Annotated in this window: 17 protein-coding genes, 1 tRNA gene and 1 pseudogene; 6 read left to right on the forward strand and 13 right to left on the reverse strand. The window is 39.8% G+C overall.

The features are described from left to right. Positions 1–76: 76 nt before the first annotated feature. The 6 genes and pseudogenes from KZC02_RS29280 to KZC02_RS29305 form a co-directional block, all read right to left on the reverse strand. On the reverse strand, positions 77–436 hold the full coding sequence (locus KZC02_RS29280) for an MmcQ/YjbR family DNA-binding protein (RefSeq protein WP_221391903.1): 360 nt from the start codon (positions 434–436) through the stop codon (positions 77–79). Next, positions 433–612, reverse strand: a complete 180-nt coding sequence (locus tag KZC02_RS29285) for a DUF6728 family protein (RefSeq protein ID WP_221391904.1) — start codon at positions 610–612, stop codon at positions 433–435. Before KZC02_RS29285 ends, KZC02_RS29280 begins: the two co-directional genes overlap by 4 nt. A gap of 142 nt (positions 613–754) precedes the next feature. After that, positions 755–2,763: pseudogene (gene ispG / locus KZC02_RS29290) on the reverse strand ((E)-4-hydroxy-3-methylbut-2-enyl-diphosphate synthase). Between the two features lie 188 nt (positions 2,764–2,951). Further along, entirely contained in the window at positions 2,952–4,037 is a 1,086-nt protein-coding gene (locus KZC02_RS29295; protein WP_221391905.1) for a galactokinase family protein, read from the reverse strand. A 3-nt stretch (positions 4,038–4,040) separates the two neighbouring features. Continuing rightward, complete coding sequence (locus KZC02_RS29300) at positions 4,041–5,267, reverse strand: sugar MFS transporter (protein WP_221391906.1); 1,227 nt, start codon at positions 5,265–5,267, stop codon at positions 4,041–4,043. A 74-nt stretch (positions 5,268–5,341) separates the two neighbouring features. Beyond that, entirely contained in the window at positions 5,342–6,694 is a 1,353-nt protein-coding gene (locus tag KZC02_RS29305) for a Gfo/Idh/MocA family protein (protein ID WP_221391907.1), read from the reverse strand. Between the two features lie 397 nt (positions 6,695–7,091). On the opposite strand from KZC02_RS29305, the gene KZC02_RS29310 reads away from it, so the two are divergent. Beyond that, positions 7,092–7,508, forward strand: coding sequence for a 6-carboxytetrahydropterin synthase (locus tag KZC02_RS29310; protein WP_221391908.1), 417 nt, complete (start codon positions 7,092–7,094; stop codon positions 7,506–7,508). Further along, complete coding sequence (folE, locus tag KZC02_RS29315; protein WP_221391909.1) at positions 7,468–8,157, forward strand: GTP cyclohydrolase I FolE; 690 nt, start codon at positions 7,468–7,470, stop codon at positions 8,155–8,157. Before KZC02_RS29310 ends, folE begins: the two co-directional genes overlap by 41 nt. A gap of 131 nt (positions 8,158–8,288) precedes the next feature. On the opposite strand, the gene KZC02_RS29320 is transcribed toward folE, so the two are convergent. Beyond that, positions 8,289–9,218 (reverse strand): sugar phosphate isomerase/epimerase, encoded by a 930-nt coding sequence (locus KZC02_RS29320; RefSeq protein ID WP_221391910.1) that lies wholly within the window; start codon positions 9,216–9,218, stop codon positions 8,289–8,291. A 9-nt stretch (positions 9,219–9,227) separates the two neighbouring features. After that, a complete protein-coding gene (locus KZC02_RS29325) occupies positions 9,228–10,253 on the reverse strand; it encodes a cation diffusion facilitator family transporter (protein WP_221391911.1) in 1,026 nt (341 codons plus the stop codon). A gap of 38 nt (positions 10,254–10,291) precedes the next feature. Between KZC02_RS29325 and KZC02_RS29330 the strand changes: the two genes are divergently transcribed. Both KZC02_RS29330 and KZC02_RS29335 read left to right on the forward strand, forming a co-directional pair. Further along, the gene (locus KZC02_RS29330; protein ID WP_221391912.1) at positions 10,292–10,846 is read left to right on the forward strand and encodes an NUDIX hydrolase; all 555 of its coding nucleotides are present in this window, start codon (positions 10,292–10,294) and stop codon (positions 10,844–10,846) included. Position 10,847: 1 nt separating this feature from the next. Continuing rightward, the gene (locus KZC02_RS29335; protein WP_221391913.1) at positions 10,848–11,462 is read left to right on the forward strand and encodes a LysE family translocator; all 615 of its coding nucleotides are present in this window, start codon (positions 10,848–10,850) and stop codon (positions 11,460–11,462) included. 17 nt (positions 11,463–11,479) lie between these two features. Here the strand turns inward: KZC02_RS29335 and KZC02_RS29340 are convergent, their stop codons facing one another. Then, positions 11,480–13,042 (reverse strand): GH3 auxin-responsive promoter family protein, encoded by a 1,563-nt coding sequence (locus KZC02_RS29340; protein WP_221391914.1) that lies wholly within the window; start codon positions 13,040–13,042, stop codon positions 11,480–11,482. 21 nt (positions 13,043–13,063) lie between these two features. Then, on the reverse strand, positions 13,064–13,831 hold the full coding sequence (gene surE, locus KZC02_RS29345; RefSeq protein ID WP_221391915.1) for a 5'/3'-nucleotidase SurE: 768 nt from the start codon (positions 13,829–13,831) through the stop codon (positions 13,064–13,066). Between the two features lie 135 nt (positions 13,832–13,966). On the opposite strand from surE, the gene KZC02_RS29350 reads away from it, so the two are divergent. Next, on the forward strand, positions 13,967–14,464 hold the full coding sequence (locus KZC02_RS29350; protein ID WP_221391916.1) for a GNAT family N-acetyltransferase: 498 nt from the start codon (positions 13,967–13,969) through the stop codon (positions 14,462–14,464). On the opposite strand, the gene KZC02_RS29355 is transcribed toward KZC02_RS29350, so the two are convergent. Beyond that, positions 14,465–15,451 carry a rhodanese-related sulfurtransferase gene (locus KZC02_RS29355; RefSeq protein ID WP_221391917.1) on the reverse strand — a complete coding sequence of 329 codons (987 nt, stop codon included), beginning with the start codon at positions 15,449–15,451 and terminating at the stop codon, positions 14,465–14,467. A gap of 226 nt (positions 15,452–15,677) precedes the next feature. Between KZC02_RS29355 and KZC02_RS29360 the strand changes: the two genes are divergently transcribed. Next, positions 15,678–16,292: a deoxynucleoside kinase gene (locus tag KZC02_RS29360; RefSeq protein WP_221391918.1), complete on the forward strand. Its 615-nt coding sequence runs from the start codon at positions 15,678–15,680 to the stop codon at positions 16,290–16,292. 49 nt (positions 16,293–16,341) lie between these two features. Here the strand turns inward: KZC02_RS29360 and KZC02_RS29365 are convergent. Both KZC02_RS29365 and KZC02_RS29370 read right to left on the reverse strand, forming a co-directional pair. Then, a tRNA-Leu gene (locus KZC02_RS29365) sits at positions 16,342–16,425 on the reverse strand. Positions 16,426–16,578: 153 nt separating this feature from the next. Continuing rightward, on the reverse strand, positions 16,579–17,493 hold the full coding sequence (locus tag KZC02_RS29370) for an AraC family transcriptional regulator (protein ID WP_221391919.1): 915 nt from the start codon (positions 17,491–17,493) through the stop codon (positions 16,579–16,581). Positions 17,494–17,895 lie beyond the last annotated feature (402 nt).

Here is a 17,895-nt window from a genome sequence, read left to right on the forward strand (position 1 = left end):
GTGATGAAACATAGGTGGGGTCCGCCGATATTATGCTCCTCCGGGACTTTACATTTCAGTAACTCTAATTTGAAATTTACGATGACCCCATCAATTCTTCTTTCGCACGTTTTGGTAGTGCGCTCACAATCAGATCATAAGAATCTTTTACCCAGCTAAATAAAATTTCACTTGAAACACTGCCGGTAACATGAACGGTATTCCAATGCTTTTTATTCATATGATAACCGGGCTGGACATCGGAATAAGAAGCTCTTAAATCTTCTGCCTTTTCCGGGTCACATTTTACATTAAAGGATAAAGACGGACTATCAAGCGAGGTTAAAAGAAACACTTTTCCCATCACTTTAAAAACCAATGTATCCGGTCCAAAAGGTAATTCCTCAGTTACACCGGGAAGTGCCAGGCAATAATCTCTAAGGGATTCAAGGTTCATCTTGTAAATGCTCGTATGATCATCACAATAACACAAAATATAAACATCACAATAGAAATTCGGTTGATACCGTGCATCATCCGAAGATTAAAAGATGTAGGCGCATTAGGATCGGGTTTTTTGAAAACCCGGACGAAATAATAAAATACGTCACCGAGTTGAAAGTACTTTTTCATTTTGTTGATTTTTGAATTTTTATAAAATTAGTTAAATCAATTAATCTAAGTTTGATTTTACTTCAATTGTTAAAAGTTGACGAGTCTTACTCAACGACTAAGTGTCTGCTTTGAACTTTAAGCTCCGGACTTTAACTATATTTTAATTCAGGACTTCGGCTTCATTTGGATTGATCCAGCGCCCGTCCTCACGTATCAGTTCTATCAGCTCTTTTACAGCATTCGCTGCTGATACTGATCGCTTTATTACTTCCTGGCCACGATATAACGCAATTTTATCTTTACCCATTCCGACATAACCATAATCTGCATCGGCCATTTCACCCGGTCCGTTTACAATACAGCCCATGATGCCGATTTTAATGCCTTTCAGGTGTTCGGTATGCTTGCGGATCAATGCTGTGGTTTCCTGCAAATCAAAAAGCGTTCTGCCGCATGAGGGACAGGAAATATATTCGGTCTTGGACATCCTCGTACGTGCAGCCTGCAAAATCCCGAATGCAATACTATTATATGTCGAGGCAGATTTTAATTTTTCAATATGAATTGCATTGTCAGTAAATTCGGGGGACAATAATGTTCCGTCACCAAAACCATCCACGAGCGATCCTCCGATATCTGTTGCTGAGTACAGTGTTAACGCATCTCCCAAATCTGTTGAATAAGTCCGTTGAATAATAACCGGGATTTTAATACCAGCTTCAACAAGTTTGAAAAATAAACGCCTCAGTTCTGGCATTGCATGCTGATTAAAAGTTTGCAATAAAAGAACTGCATTTTGAAGAGAGCGAATACTTTCTAAAAATTCAAAGTCAAAGGAGTGAATATTTCCCTTGATGAAATTAAGCTGTGTTGAAACTTGTTCCGGCTCAGCATTTTTCCATTCAGCAACTGTGAGTAACGGGAATTTGTTAGTACGGTCGATGTGGTTGGTCCATGATTGAAAATCCAGGATTTCCTTTAAACCATTTGGCAGCATAAAAGGTGCCGGATTTCTGCCAGTATAAATAAAATCAGCTCCCTGATCATTCATGGCCCATTTATCAGGAACCGGAAGAAAAAATGGCCAATACTTTTTAAATCGTCCAGCTGAGTGATAGCAATATTCGAATAATCAGCAATAACTCTCGGTACGTTTAAACTTCCAATGTTATAGACTTCCTTTGTTTCCCGGCGGGTATATTTAAATGGATTTATCGGGCAAAGTTCTACGGGTTCTATGTTGTCGTGCGGCGCCCTAAAAGTATACCGTTCAATCAGGGTCCGTGCAACCGGAGCTTCCTTTTCAGGTGCCTCAGTCAGAGAAACCCGAACGGTATCACCTAACCCGTCCTCTAATAAAGTACCAATACCAACAGCAGATTTAATCCGTCCGTCTTCTGCTTCTCCTGCCTCGGTAACACCCAAATGCAAAGGGTATGGTTTAAGGCCTTCCTCATCAAGTCGCTGTACGAGAAGCCGGTAGGCTTCCACCATTACCTGCGTATTACTGGATTTCATTGAGAGTGCAATATTAAAATAATTGAACTCTTCACAAATCCTTAGAAATTCCAGCGCTGATTCAACCATACCAATTGGTGTGTCACCATAACGGCTTAAAATCCGGTCAGAAAGGGAACCGTGATTGGTCCCAATTCGCATGGCGGTTCCATATTCTTTACAAATCCTGACCAGCGGTATAAATTTATCACGAATACGATCGAGCTCTGCGGCATAGGACGCATCGGTATAATCTATGGTTTCAAAGCGTTTACGATCTGCATAATTACCAGGATTGATACGTACTTTTTCCACGATCCTTGCTGCAAGTTCCGCAGCATTTGGTGTGAAATGTATATCTGCAACCAACGGAACAAAAATTCCGAGTTTGTGTAAACCGTTACGAATATTTTCAAGATTTTGCGCCTCTTTTACGCTTGGTGCAGTTATACGGACATATTCACAGCCTGAATTAACCATCCTTATTACTTCATCAATGGAGCCTTGAGTATCCATCGTGTCCACAGTAGTCATCGACTGCACCCTGATCGGATAATCGGAACCCATTGGAATATCGCCAATATTGATCGTGATCGTTTTGCGGCGTTTATATTCCGTTAGTGACGGGCAATAAATATTTGTGGTTTTGTCGGAAGCAGTTATCAATGTCATCAAGTGTATTCTTTTAAGCCAGACGGATATTAAAGTCCGTCATTTGGAATGTCAAAGGTCATAAAACTAAAACACATTAAGAATTACATTCGTGCATTTTAATAAAAAAGATAGCTGGCTTTGAAAAAAAGGGAAGTCAGGTTTTTAAAACTTGACTTCCCTGAATCTTGCAAAATGAATTATACAGATTACTCCGTTTCAATCCTCGTCCCCATATCCACAGAAATAATATAACTTTTCCCGCCTTCCCGTTCGATCGCATCCGCTACTTCCGCGGCATGAGCTGGCGCATATACAAACATACAGCCTCCACCACCGGATCCATTTATTTTTCCTCCCAATGCGCCCGCTGACAAAGCCGCATTCATCATCCGCTCTATTTTTGGTGTTGAGGTCCGCTTGTGATCCCGCAGGTTTTTGTAATGTTTATACAGAAGTTCGCCGAATTTGCTATCAAAAACTTCGCGTCCTGATTCAGGTACGTTTTGTGACAATAACTTTTTTCCTTCCAGTAAGATATCCCGGTCTTCAATATTTGCTTTCAGCAAACTCATTTCATCTCCGGAAAGAAATGACTTATAATCAGATATCTGAAATAATGGTGTATGGAAAATTGAAAAAGAACCATCCTCAGTTTTAACCTTTCTGATCACATCTTCCATTCCAAACCGGCATCTTGCCAAAATTCCAAGCGTATCCTTTGGTTCCAAAGAATCACCCAATACGAAAGTGCCCAGGTTAGGAGTAAGGGTTTCTACTTTAATTTTCGGTTCGGACTCTAAGTAAATTACATTTCCAATCGCAGTTGAATAGTGATCCATCATACCGCCAGGCTCTCCAAATTCAAGTACTTCGGCCGAGTTGGCAATTTCTCCCAGTTCTTTTTGTGTAAAATTGGATGGATTATCACTCATTTTATCCAGAAAATGTGCCCAGGATACGATCAGTGCCGACGAACTGGATGTTCCGGAATTAATGGGGATATTTCCATGTATTAAACAATCAAATCCTTTTGAGAAAGTTAATCCTCTTCTTTTTAAAACATTAATTGTGCTTCTGAAATAATCCCTTTGAAGAATATATGGGAATGTTTCTTTCAACGAGAATTGGACTTTTTGATTGAGATCAGGTAATTCTAAAATTACCTGATCGTCGTTTCTATAAGAACCAATAATGCTGATACGCCGCGATATCGCCGCTGCAATTACGGGTAGACCAAGATAATCCTGGTGTTCCCCGAATAAACAAATACGGCCGGGGGTTGAAATTTTCATGAACTACCAGCTTTTCTTTTTGTGACCAACAAGGCCAAAGTATACAATAAATGCGTAGAGTGGAAGCACTAAAAGATATGCTTTTTGAGTACTGCCGATAGAATCTGCAATTCCTCCGTAAACCAAAGGCATAATGGCACCACCAGATATACCCATTACCAATAACGCAGAGGCGATTTTTGTGAATTTACCCAATCCGCTCAATGCGAGCGGCCATAATGCCGGCCATATCACTGCATTGGCAAAACCCAGAACTGCAATGCACATAACGGATGTAAAACCGGTTGTCAATACTGCTATTACCGTAACCACCAGTCCTAGAATTGCAGAAAATAGCATGTAAGCCTGTTGAGAGACAAATTTTGGAATAAGCGCAATACCGAGTACATAACCGAACATCATTCCGCCTAATGTATATGCGCCAAAAACTCTGGCTTCATTTTCAGGAATACCAAGAGAAACACCGTAGTTAATAATAGTATCAGCTGCTATTACTTCCACACCTACGTAGCAAAACAACGCCAGTACGCCTAAAACAAGATTTGGATATTGGAATACGCTGGTTTTTTGTACTGTTATAGCTGCTCCTGCAACCGGCTCTTCCTCTTCTTCACTCACTTCAACAAGACCTTTGGAAAGACGTATGATTAACGCAAGAGCAACTAAAATACCAGTAAGAACGAGGTACGGTACAACCACTTTGTCAAGTTCGTCTTTTGGATCTGCTGATGATACTCCTGCCAGAAGCAGTTTACCGATGACGATTTGGCTGATAATCCCTGCACCTTTGTTGGCAATTCCCATGATACTGATCCTTTGAGCAGCACTTTCGCGAGGCCCAAGAATTGTTGCATATGGATTAGAGGCAGTCTGGAGAACTGTAAGTCCAATACCAATTGTAAAAAGGCCAACGAGGAAAAGAGGATAAGAAGCCAACTCGGCAGCCGGAATAAAAATAAGTGTACCAACAGCCATCACCATCAGTGCAAGCGACATACCGTTTTTAAATCCTGTCCTTTTAAGAACCATCGAACACGGAATTGCCATTACCGTATACGAAATAAAAAATGCAAAAGTCACCAGATAGGAACTCGTATTATCTAAACTGAACGCTTTTTTAAAGAAAGTAATTAATGTTCCATTTACCCATGTTACGAATCCCATAACGAAGAAAAGGATACCAATTGTAATAAGGGGAACCAGGTAATTGTTGTTTTTATTGTTGCTCATTGAGGCAGGTGTTAAAATAGTAAGTAGGACGGTAAAAATATAAAATTAATTCAGTTAACAGGTGTCAGACAATATTAGTAGTCCTCGTTCAATCCAAAAATCCTTTTGTTGGTTTTCCATTTTCCCCGGGTAAAATCGGGGATTTCGACCGGGGAACTGCCTCTTGCAATGGACATTTCTGACAATGGGCTGATAGCACTCCAGACGGCTGCATCGTATACATCTATCGGTGGAGCAGTTTTCCTTTTTATAGATTCGACAAAACCTCTGAAAACAAAATAATCAATTCCCCCGTGTCCTGCATTTTCAGCAGATTTGGCATGTTTTTTCCAGAGCGGGTGGTCGTATTTTGCAAGATATGGTGCATCAGGTTCAGAAGTATGCTCTTTTGGCGAAACACCTTCAATGTAAATACTGTTGCCGTCGTTCATCCAGATACCTTCTGTGCCTTGTGCGCGAAAAGCGAGCGAGTAGGAGCGGGGCGAATTGGTATCGTGTATCAATACAATATTTTCGCCATTATGGCACTGGATGACAGTCGTTACGATATCTCCAAGTTTAAAGTTAACCTTAGCATTCGGATGGTCTTTGCCACCATGATCTACAATATATTTATGTAAACCTCTTGATTTAGTAGCGGTAGATGTCAGATAAGTGAAATAATTTCCACGATTAATATCCAGCCAGTGTGCAACCGGGCCTAGTCCGTGCGTTGGATAAATATCCCCGTTTCTGTCAACGGAATGCTGTGTACGCCATTTTGATTCTGAATAACCTTTTTCTCCAAACTCTACTCCGACGTTGTTGCTTTTTCCGTCATTCAGTTTTATTCCTCTTAAATCGTGCTGATAGCCACAATGCGCATAAGTCATTTCTCCCAATACGCCTTCACGGACCATTTTAAGAACAGCCATTACATCGCGGCGGTAGCACACATTTTCAAGTATCATACAATGTGAACCGGTTTTCTCGAATGTATCAACCAAATCCCATGATTCCTGTAAAGTAACTGTCGCTGAAACTTCCACAGCAGCATATTTCCCGGCCCGCATAGCAGCGAGCGTCATAGGAACATGCCATTCCCAGGGCGTAGCAATAAGAATTCCGTCCAGATCATCTCGTTTAACCATGTTCAGGAAATCTTCTGCACCTTTGGCATATACAGCAGGTGCTTTTTTGCCCGTTTTTTTAATCTGATCCAGGGTGATATTAATTGCTGACGGATCGATATCACAAATTGCATTGATTTCGACATCTGAACTGAACAATGCCTGCTCGATATGGCTGCGGCCACGGTGCCCCACTCCAATAAATCCAAGGCGTACTTTGTCCAATGGTTTTGTCTGAAATTCGTTGCTAAGAGATGGCAATATACTTGTTACAGAGCCGGCCAAGGCGGCTTTCTGAATAAAATTACGTCTATTCATGAAAAGTTTAGGAATATTTGTTGCATTCAATGAGTTTGAAGACAAGTTCGCAATTTACAATCAATTACAATAATTTTTAATTTTTTTTATTAACCTCAAATGTTGGAAGTTAAAAGTGGTTATTACGATTTGTTTTGCGGTGCGATCAACCGTCGGCATTCGGCTGTCAGCTCTCGGCCATAGTATCAGAACGCCGACTGCTGACAGCCGGTAGCCGACAGCCGATAGCAAATCTGTAATCATTTTTTGCCGGCAATGAACAAATTTAATTCTTACAGCGTTAATCCAATGCAAGTGACTCCAATGAGCATTTTCAGAAAGCTCGGCGGCTTTAAGTGTGTTGGACACAAACTTTGTAACGACATTTAAGGCATTTAAATTTTTAGTTGGTATATGTATGGCTCATAAAGTAGCTGTGTTTCGGAAGGAACATTTCAATGCTGCACATCGTCTTCACAATCCGGAATGGTCGGTTGAAAAGAATGAAGCAGTATTTGGAAAGTGTAATAACCCTAATTTTCATGGACACAATTACGAAATTATTGTTCAGGTTACGGGTGAGGTAAATCCGGAAACAGGATTTGTCATTGACATGAAAGTACTGGGTTCTTTATTAAAAGAATACGTGCTTGATCGTTTTGACCACCGCAACCTGAATCTTGACGTAGAGGAATTCCACAACTTAAATCCATCAGCCGAAAACATAGCCATAGTTATTTATTCAATATTACGTACAAAAATTGATGCAGAGCTTGCTCTGAAAATACGATTATATGAAACAGAACGGAACTTTGTCGAATATCCCGTCGATTGATTTACATGATGTTGAGGAAACAGGTGATGATCATATTTTCTCTTCTATTGAAACTCCCATGCGCGCTGATGCATTTGCATTGGAGGATGAAATGAAAATTGAACTGATTGAAAAGCATTTTCGTCACATAATGGAAATTATGGGACTTGATCTTACAGATGACAGTCTGAAAGGTACTCCAAAAAGAGTGGCTAAAATGTATATCAAAGAAGTGTTCAGCGGCCTTGATCCTAAAAACAAGCCGGATATTACACTTTTTGACAATAAATACAAGTACGATCAGATGCTGGTCGAAAAGGATATTACCGTATTTTCAAATTGCGAACACCATTTTGTTCCTATATATGGCAAAGCACACGTAGCATATATTTCAAGCGGAAAAGTGATCGGATTATCCAAACTGAACCGTATTGTAGAATATTATTCCAAACGTCCGCAGGTGCAGGAAAGGCTGACAGTTCAGATTGCAAATGAATTGAAGAAAGCATTAAACACCGAAGACGTAGCCGTACTGATTGATGCAAAGCACATGTGTGTACAATCGCGCGGTGTACAGGATTCCGGCAGCTCAACAGTAACGGCATATTACGGTGGGAAATTCGAAAGCGAAGCTACGAAGAAGGAATTTCTAAGCTATTTGGGGCTTTAAGAGGGTTAAGGGTAAAACGGTTAAGGGTTAACAAAAATCAGCCTGGCAATCAATAGATGTGTCAGGCTGATTTTCGTTATTATATAGCAGTTAAGCGTTACCCGTTTAACCATTTATCTTTTAACCCTTCTTTAAATCATCGGCCCTACGCGTTCCAGCAAAGCCTTTGTTGCTTTAATACCATCGTATTCCGACAATTTACTTCCTTCATATTCGATACCTGCTATGCCTTTAAAACCGCTGTCTTTTACAATTTTAAGGATTTTGGTATAATCAGTTTCGATACAATTTCCTTTTTCATCGAAATCATACGTTTTAGCACTTACACCTTTTGCAAAAGGCATGAGTTCCTTTGTTCCCTGATAACGGTCGTAAGATTCCTCGCATTCAGAACTGCCTGATTTTCTTTTGATACAGAAATTTCCAAAGTCAGGAAGCGTTCCTACATTTTTCATGTTAACTTCTTTCATCACGCCGGATAACCATTGTCCGTTGGAAGAAGAACCGCCGTGATTTTCAACGATTACATTGATCCCCGTTTTTTTAGCGAATTCTCCTAATTTGCCAAGACCTTCAACAGCAGCTTTTGCTATTTCCTCATTGGTTCCTTTTCCATATGCATTTACTCGGATGGTTTTACAACCCAGATATTTAGCGCATTCAACCCATTTGTAGTGGTTTTCGACAGCTTTGTTACGTACGGCTGCATCCAGTTCTCCAAGTCCGCCTTCACCGTCAATCATGATGAGGTTGTTGGTGATCCCGTTGTCTTTACATCTTTTTAACAGCTCGTTCAGATAAGTTTTATCTTCTGCTTTGTCTTTAAAAAACTGGTTTACATACTCAACAATGCTGATCCCGAATTCCTTTTTAGCCAATTCAGGAAAATCCATATTAGTGATTTTTTTAGCAAATAATTCTTTATGCAAAGACCATTCAGCCAGGGATATATCAAACCAAAGTTTTTTAGCTGCCGATTCTGCCAGCAAATCGGTTAATGTTGTTGCAGCAAGTGCAGTTGCACCCGCTTTTTTTAGGAAATCACGTCTTGAGAAATTCATAGGTAAGGATTAAGAATTATAATTGTTATTTAAATTAAGCTGTGCTTCTGCATGTAATTTTTCATTCTTCACAAGATTTACTGAATCCCAGTTTAGATCATGCAAAAAATTATGTTGCCGTGCCTGACAGTTTTTTATAGGGCAAAAATAACAGCATTCCGGCAGACAAGGGTCGGCGTGTACAAAAATTTCTGTTTCACCCGTATGGCTGGCTTTAATAATGTCTTCAAATGAATGAATTACTTCGTGTACTTTTTGTAATTCCCAGTAGTGCGGAAGTGTAAGATGGCAGTCTATATGCAGGTCGGAGCCATATTGCTGTACCCTTAAATTATGCACGTCGATCCAGTACGGTTTTTTATTGGATCGCAAGGTATTAATTACTTTTTCAAGCAGTTTCTCATCCGTCGCATCCATCAGGCCGGCAACAGATTGTCCTACCAGCTGAACGCCATTATAGGCCAGAAACATACCAAACAGGAGGGATGCTAAGCTGTCAATCCATTGGTAGCCGGTAAGCAATATCAATCCAACGCTAAAAATCAAGACCAGGCTACTTATGCTATCGGATAATAAATGTCTTCCGTCGGCTGTTAGCGCCATAGAGCTGGAGCGCTGCCCTTCAACAATAAGTTTGTAGCCTATTACTGTATTGATCAGTATCGTTAACAAAATAAATACAGAACCTTCAGCCAGGTTTTCAATTGGAGCAGGTGTAATAAACCGGCTGATCGCTTCGATGACAATGAATAAAGATGCAATAACAATTAATGCACCTTCAATACCTGCTGAGAAAAATTCAATTTTTCCGTGTCCGTATGGGTGATTCCGGTCCTTCGGCTGAGCAGATAAATAAATGCTGTAAAACGCAAAGCCACTGGCGATTACATTGATTACAGATTCCATTGCATCACTCAAAATAGCATTGGAGGAGGTGAGATAATAAGCAAAAAATTTCAGGCCTGTCAACAGTATACTTGCTACAAAAGATAACAGGATGAGACGTTGTTTGCGCTTATTTTGGTTTATTTGCATTTTGGATCAATAAATCAGGGCGTAAAAATACTAAGAAAATGCGGGTTGCAACCACAGAAAATAATTGGAAAACACTTTCTTCTGAAACCGTTTATGAAAACGCCTGGCTGGAACTAAGTCATCGTGAGGTAATTACACCAGGTGGGAGCAATGGTATTTATGGCCTTGTTAAATTTAAAAATCAGGCAATCGGGATAATTCCATTAGATAGTGAAGGTAATATTTATCTGGTTGGGCAATTTCGTTATGCCATTAATGAATATTCCTGGGAAATTCCGGAAGGAGGAGGCATTTTGGGTACTGATGTTTTAGAAGCCGCAAAACGCGAATTAAAAGAAGAGACCGGCCTGATCGCAAATACCTGGACTAAACTTGCGCGTATTCATACGTCCAACTCGGCTACCAATGAGGAAGGGTTTTTGTACGTCGCTGAAGATTTAATCCAAAAAGAGGCAGAGCCAGAAGATACAGAAGATTTACAGGTGAAAAAAATTCCTCTGAAAGAAGCTGTGGAAATGGTGATGCGCTCAGAAATTACTGATTCATTGTCTGTGTGTGCCATTTTGATGACCGCCAGGCTGAAAAATATTTAATATGCTGCAAGCATTGTTTTATGGTACGCTAACAGGAATAGCGTTATGTCTTACGTTTGGGACAGTTTTCTTTTCATTGGTACAAAATAGCGTCGACAATGGTTTTCGCACTGGTGCCAATATTGCGTTCGGCGTATTTGTCTGCGATATAATCTTTGTATTTTTTGCAATTTTTGGTACGGCATTCCTGCCTGATGTGTCAGGTTTTCAGAAATGGGTTGCAGCTGCCGGAGTGGTTTTTCTGCTGATTTTAGGATTAAGCAATTTTGTGAGCGGCCAGCCCAAAATAGCTTATCCAAAAACAAAGTTTGGGAATTTGCTATATTATTTCACAACAGGTTTTTTGCTGAATGGGCTCAATCCGGTCAATTTCATCACCTGGGTAACTATCGCAACCTATATCCGGTCCACGCTGCATTATAATCTGGATCAGGTAATCCTGTTCTTTACTGCCAGTGTCATTGCAGTATTTATTGTGGAATGCGTTATTGCACTATATGCCCACAAGCTGAAACGTCTTTTTACTCCAAAAGTGGTGAAGATATTCAGCAAAGTGACAGGCGTCGTTTTTGTTTTGATCGCCTGCCAGATTGCTTATGTTAACTTTATTAAATGAGTAAGACAATGATTGCTCTAACTGATATAACCGTTTTTGCTTAAATAATCTTTCCAGTCATCCATCAGGAAATTTTTGAAAACCCTTGGGAATTTATGTTGCCCGCCCATTTTTCCTTTTGACTCCATCCAGCCATAAAAAGCTTTATTAGGCAGCACAGTTACAAACACTTCTTTCAAAGCATGTTTGCGTTCTACTGCATAATCGTCATTGAGTTCCGACAGCCGTGCATCCAGTTTCGTTTTCAGCAATTCTGTATCCACATTTTTTTCTTCCACACCAATATACCAGTGATGCGCAAATAGAGAATCATATGGTACCCCACAAACGGTGAACTCTTTTACAGTAAGCCCCATTTCGTCTGAAACCAGGTCTACGGCTTTATTCATGTTGTCAACCGAAAGATGTTCCCCACATAAGCTCAGGTAATGCTTTGTGCGGCCCGTTATCATTATTTCGCCCTTCTGTTTATCGACAAATTTTATTGTATCGCCAATGAGGTAACGCCAGGCTCCAGCACAGGTCGACATTAATAAAGCATATTCTTTTCCTTCTTCAACCTGATCCACCATCAGCGTTTCAGGATTTGGCTGCAACGTTCCTTCCGAATCAAAATTCTTTTCATTGAACGGGACAAACTCAAAAAATATGCCATTGTCACACACCAGTTCCATTCCCTGGGCTCCTGGACGGGTCTGATAAGCAATAAAGCCTTCTGATGCCAGATAGGTATTGATATAAATAAGCGGACGTGCTAAAAGCTTTTCGAAACCTTTTCTATAAGGCTCAAAAGAAACACCGCCATGCGCAAACACCTGTAAGTTAGGCCAGATATCATGAATGGTTTTGACGTTGTAATGTGCAATGATTTTTTCCATCAGCAACTGAATCCATGCCGGAACGCCAACTATAAATCCGATGTCCCATTCATGTGCCTGCTTCGTGATTTCTTCCAGTTTTAAACCCCAGTCTTTTTGGGAAGCAATTTTTTCTCCCGGCTTATAATAAGGGCGGAACCAGTATGGAATCTGTTTTGCAGTAATTCCACTCAGATCACCTTCAAAATGTTTATCCTGATTATTTAAATTGGTACTGCCTCCGAGCATTAGAAAACCTTTTTCATACAAATCGTCCGGAAGATCTTTATAATGCCCCAGAGATAAAATTTGCCTGATACTCGTTCTTTGAATGGCACGGGACATCGCTCTGGTCACCGGAATATGTTTGGTAGCAGCCTCAGAAGTGCCTGAACTTAACGCATAATACTTAATCTGTCCTGGCCAGCAAATATCTTTTTCACCATCCAGTGACCGATGCCACCATTCCTGAAAAATCTTATTATAATCGTAAACAGGAACTGACTTCTTGTATTGCTCATAAAACGATCCTTTCTCACCAAAAAGAATGGCTGAAAGTAATTCGTCAAAATTATATTTTTCCCCAAATTCTGTGTAACGTGCTTTAGCGAGAAGTTTCGCGAGTGTTTTTTTCTGCTGAAGATGAAGGGACGCTTTTTTACGACTGGCAACTATATTGCTGAATAGTATTCCTTTCTTGAGTAAACTTCCTACAAGGGCCATGGCTAATATTTCTAACGTTAATTATAAATTCCAGGTAACAAGCTCTTTTAAAGCCTCATACTCTGTAAGGTCGTACTGACACGGAACTACTGATACGTAATTGTTATCCAAAGCCCAAACGTCTGTATCCTGTTTTTCTGTATCAAAGTTAACAAAATCACCTGCCATCCATAAATAACCACGGCCATTTGGATCCACACGATAGTCAAATTTCTCTAACCACTTTGCTTTTGCCTGTCTGCTTACTTTTACACCTTTGATTGGAAAGTCGGATTTGGCAGGAATATTGACATTTAGCGCAACTCCTTTTGGTATCCCGTTTGATAACGCCGCTTTAGTAATTGAAGTAATAAAAGGAACAGCATGGCTGAAATCAGCATCTTCCCTGAAATCACATAGAGAAAAGCCGATGGCAGGAATTCCTTCAATTGCTGCTTCAATTGCTGCGGACATAGTCCCGGAATAAAGTACGCTGATAGAACTGTTACTGCCGTGATTAATACCGCTCACAACCAGATCAGGTTTGCGGTCGTGCAAAATATAATGTTTGGCAAGTTTTACACAATCAGCCGGAGTACCGGAACACTCATATTCTACAACACCTTCAAAGATATGCGTTTCATATAATCTGAGTGGTTCGCCAATTGTAATGGCATGTCCCATTCCGGATTGAGGACTGTTTGGGGCAACTACAATTACATCCCCGATCTCCTTCATGGTTTCTACCAGTGTACGAATTCCCAGTGATGTAATTCCGTCGTCGTTTGTTACTAAAATGAGTGGTTTCATATTTTAATTAATTCCATTGGCAATAATTAACCTTTAATGGAATTGATAATACCGGATATAGAGTAAATAAAAATATTTAGTTTTACGAATTAAGAATAATAATTCATCCTTCAAAAGGAATCAAATTTAGCAAAAATGCCTTCATTCGCAACAAAGCTTGCCGGAACAGATGACATTCCTATAATAATACAAATTCAGGAAAAAACCTGGGAACCTACCTACAAGGAAATACTTAGCAAGGAGCAAATTGATTTTATGTTTGAAAAATTGTATTCGCCCGATGCCCTTTCCAATTCTATACGGATTTATAAGCATCAGTACCTGTTATTGTTAAATGATAGCGAACCGGTAGGATTCGCTTCGGTTTCGGAGGAAAAACCTTCATATTTCAAACTCCATAAAATATATGTATTGCCCGCAACCCAGGGAACGGGAGCAGGCAAATTTCTTTTGAATGAAGTTGAAAAATATGTGCAATCAGTTGGAGGCAAAAAACTATCATTAAATGTAAACAGGTTCAATAAGGCCAAATCATTTTACGAAAAAATGGATTTTACAGTTATCCGCGAAGAAGATATTGCTATTGGCCCTTACTGGATGAACGATTACGTTCTTGAAAAACATCTTGATTAATTATTCTGCCTGGAACGACTGTGCCAGTTTTAATTTTTTAATTGTCTTTTTCTGACTTTTCAGGCCTTGCAAAGGATGGTAATGATTGCTGTTGCTTACATAGTAGCCGGTACCATCGTATATGCGTTTGAGCGGATGTGCCTTGCATTCAGCAGAACAGGTTCCTTCCATTTCGTCACCACATTTATGGCAAATCGGCACGTGCGTGTTACAATCTGCATTGGCGCAGTTCACCATTCTGTCACACGGATCATTGCATATGTAGCATTTTGATATAACAGTTGGATTTACCTGGTTTACGTCAACAGTAATCCTGTTGTCAAAAACATAACATTTTCCGTCAAAATTTTCTCCGCCTTCTTCCAGCCCATAGCGGATAATACCTCCATGCAGCTGGTATACATCTGTAAAGCCTTTTTCCAAAAGGTATGCGCTTGCTTTTTCACATTTAATACCGCCTGTACAATAAGTCACGATTTTTTTGTCCTTCAAATGCGCTATTTCATGCATGTGATCAGGCAACTCACGTAGGTTGTGCATGTCAAAGGTGATAGCGCCTTTGAATTTGCCAACTTCATGTTCATAATCCGAACGCATATCTACCAGAACCACTTCCGGGTCATTTAAAAGTTCCCTGAATTCAGATGGTTCCAGATGTTTGCCGGTTCTGACCAATGGGTTAACGTTCAGGTCTGAATTAACTATTTCTTCCTTTACACGAACGTGTAGTTTTTGAAAAGCAATTTTATCATGCTCTTCTATTTTAAATTGTACGTGTTTAAATCTTTCGTCCGACCTTACATAATCCATATAGGCTTCACAATCCTCAGGAGTTCCGGAAACTGTTCCGTTTAATCCTTCCGGTGCAATGATAATTCTGCCCAAAAGATTGTTTTGAACGCAAAATATATGATGCTCATCCCGATAAGTTTCGGTGTTTTCAATAGGAGCATAGCAATAATATAAAATAACCTTAAATGGCTTCATGGATTTGAATTTTTACAGGAATTCTATTCCGGAATTACCGGTGTGACTGATGAATTGTAAATAGGACATTCTTTTGTCTGGCTTTTCATCAAAATCAGGTGCAAATATACGAATATCCGTATTTTAAAGAAAATGAAAAGAAATGACTTTTATCAGCCGGGCTGTTTATAGTAATTGACTATTTTTGTTTGGATCTATTTATTCAAAAGTTCATCGGAATATACTTATGCATATTGCTATTGTTGGAAATATTGGTGCAGGAAAAACTACATTGACCCAAATGCTGGGTGCGCATTACAAGTGGGATGTCATGTACGAAGCTGTGGAAGGTAATCCATATCTGGCAGATTTTTATGACGATATGGAACGCTGGGCATTTAACCTGCAGATTTATTTCTTAAACAGCCGTTTTGCTCAGGTTCAGCAAATCAGGTCTGCAACTTATGCTACAATTGTACAGGACAGGACGATTTATGAGGATGCATTTATTTTTGCCCGTAATCTTCATGAATCAAAAATCATGACTGAACGGGATTATCAAACCTACTTATTATTGTTTAATTCCATTGTTAATACAGTTTCGCAACCTGATCTGCTCATATATCTCAAAGCGGATATTCCCAAATTGCTGCATCAGATTAAAAAGAGAGGCCGGGACTTTGAAGCTGATATTTCAATAGATTATCTAACCAATCTGAACGGTTACTATGAAGATTTTGCCAAAACTTATGAACACGGAAGGTTAATTGAGATTGATGTCAATAATATGGATTTCGCCTCAAATCCGGCAGATTTTGAAATTATAGTTAAAAAGCTGGATAAGGAGCTGTTTTATGTGTAGAAATTTACAAAAAAACAGCCTGTAAGTGGTTGACTCACAGGCTGTTATGTGACCAGAAGGAGATTCGAACTCCCACACCCGTAAGGGCACTACCCCCTCAAAGTAGCGTGTCTACCAATTCCACCACCTAGCCGTAGATTTACCAAATTACGATATACCAAAGCATCATTTTCCATTCCTGAAAACACAATTAAGCCATTTGGGCTTCCTTTTGTACCGTCGTGCAAAAGTATCATTTTAATATTTTAAAGCAAATCGCGGGTAAAAGTTTTTTGCTTTGTTGCAGTTATCTCCTTCTAAATTCCGCAGGTGTAAATCCTGTATTTTTCTTGAAGAATAAATTAAAACTTGGCTGCTCAGCAAAGCCGATACTGTAACTGATGTCATGCAGGCTCCAGTCGGTTTGAACGAGCAACGCTTTGGCTTCATCAAGGATCCGGTTGCGGATATGCGTACTGGCATTTTGACCTGTATGCTTTTTCAGTAACTGATTTAAATAATTCGGGTGCATCTGAAGGCTTCCTGCAAATTCCTTTGCTGTTTTTATTCTGATCGGTGCGCTGTAATTGATGCCAGAAGTTTCTTTTTCCAGTAAATCGAAAAAGTGATGGATATGTTTGAAATCATCCGTTACCTGGTCGGGTTTTGGATGACGTGCCACTTTCATACTTTCGACCATAAGCAACTGAATAAAAGCCTGCATGGCATCTTCTTTAAAATCACTGCTGCCTGTTTCTTCCTCCTGCATCCTTTCAAAATACTGACTTAAACGCGGCACTTCATCTTCTGTAAGCCGGATCACACTTTTCGGTTTTTCAGCAAACAGCCCGAATTTATCAATTACCGCTTTAAGCTGTAAGTGATGGTGAATGAAAGATTTTTTAAACAAGACATAAAAACCGCCGGATTCATCAGATAGATTTTTCCAGGAAATGATGTCGTTTGGATGGATAAATAACAACGTCGGTTCTTCGATGTAATAAGTATTGAGGCCCATAGTGAATACACCGGTACCTTTTGTAATCAGTAAAATCTTATAAAATTCACGTCTGTTCGGCGATAGGTAATTCCGGCATTCGTGTTGCTCACGGTTAAAAACCCGGATCGTCCAGTCTTCAAAATAGTCGCGAAATACGGGGATCAAATCCGGTAGCTCGCGGAGTGTATCAATCACTTTACTGTCCAGGGTTGTCTTAAGCATTTCAGATAGTCAGGAGTTTGTACAAATCTAATAAAATATGGAAGCACCTGAATAATACCAGATGCTTCCGAGCAGTTTTTAACAATAAGCGGGTTTGCTTTACTCTGATATGCCAAATTGACCGTCTCAGAAATTCTTTTGTACTGCTATCAGCCGTCGGCATTCGGCTATCAAATTGATGCATGGAAGGAGATTTTAAATGATTGCCGATTGCCGATAGCAATACTGTCTTACAATATAATTCGGGATAAGGTCAAATGAATATATCAAATTTTCCAAGGCCGTCAGCTGATGATCTTTCAGTATATCTTCCACAAACCAGGCAACCACATTAAGAAATTTGCCGGTGAAGGACAGTACGATTTGGATCATCGCATCGATCATCTACCTTGGGTCGTGCCT

The organism is Dyadobacter sp. NIV53 (assembly GCF_019711195.1).
Taxonomy (GTDB): Bacteria; Bacteroidota; Bacteroidia; order Cytophagales; family Spirosomataceae; genus Dyadobacter.